The sequence below is a fragment of the Micromonospora sp. LOL_025 genome (assembly GCF_048060285.1).
Lineage (GTDB): Bacteria > Actinomycetota > Actinomycetes > Mycobacteriales > Micromonosporaceae > Micromonospora.
In genome coordinates this window covers 1-1047 of sequence record NZ_JBHMIR010000099.1, presented here as the reverse complement: position 1 = coordinate 1047, position 1047 = coordinate 1, and the positions used below count along the sequence as shown (strand labels likewise).

Sequence of the window (1047 nt, the reverse complement as noted above, 5' to 3'; positions counted from 1 at the left end):
ATGTCGGTGAACAGGCGGGACGGACGCAACGCCGTGAACGACGGCACGAACCGATCCCACCGCACATCCGCCACCACCACCTGACCCTCACCACCATCCAACACCCGCTGCAACGCCACCACCGCCAACTCCGGAGCCATCCCCGGCAAACCACGCCGACTCAACTGCTCCCCCGCCACCCCCACCGCCATACCCGCCTCAGCCCACGGACCCCACGCCACCGACGTCCCCACCAACCCACGCCCACGCCGCGACACCACCAACCCATCCAAAAACGCATTCGCCGCCGCATACCCCACCTGACCCGCCGAACCCCACACCCCCGCAATCGACGAAAACACCACAAACGCATCAAGATCCACACCAGCAGTCAACTCATCCAACACCACCGCACCACCAACCTTCGCCCGCAACACCTCCTCCACCTCACCCACACCCACCTCACCCAACGGCCTCAACTGCGCCGCACCCGCCGCATGCACCACCGCCCGCAACCGCTCACCACGACCCACCAAATCCGCCAACAACCCCGCCACCGCACCACGATCCGCCACATCACACGCCACCACCGACACCCGCGCACCCAACCCCTCCAACCGCCCCACCAAATCCCCCACACCCGGCGCACCACCACCACGCCGACTCACCAACACCACATGCTCCGCACCCACACCCACCGCCCACAACGCCACCCGCGCACCCAACGCCCCCGTACCACCCGTCACCAACACCGTCCCCGACAACCGGAAACCAGCACCCGCACCCGCAACACCCACAGAACCCGCACGCACCAACCGCCGCACAAACACACCCGACGACCGCAACGCCACCTGATCCTCACCACCAGACGACGACAACACCCCACACAACCAACCCCACACACCCCCACCCAAAACCCCCGGCAAATCCACCAAACCACCCCACCGCAACGGCACCTCCACACCCACCACCCGACCCAAACCCCACACCGCAGCACCCACCACGTCGGTCAGAGGCTCCGCGTCGTCCACGGAGACCGCCCCACGCGTCAGCCACCACAACCGGCCC

1 protein-coding gene is annotated in these 1047 nt (G+C 67.2%); it reads right to left on the bottom strand.

Translation table 11 applies throughout. The features are described from left to right. A partial coding sequence (locus tag ACFHW0_RS31645; protein ID WP_416613292.1) for a beta-ketoacyl reductase occupies positions 1–1010 on the bottom strand: 1010 nt, incomplete at its 3' end. Positions 1011–1047 lie beyond the last annotated feature (37 nt).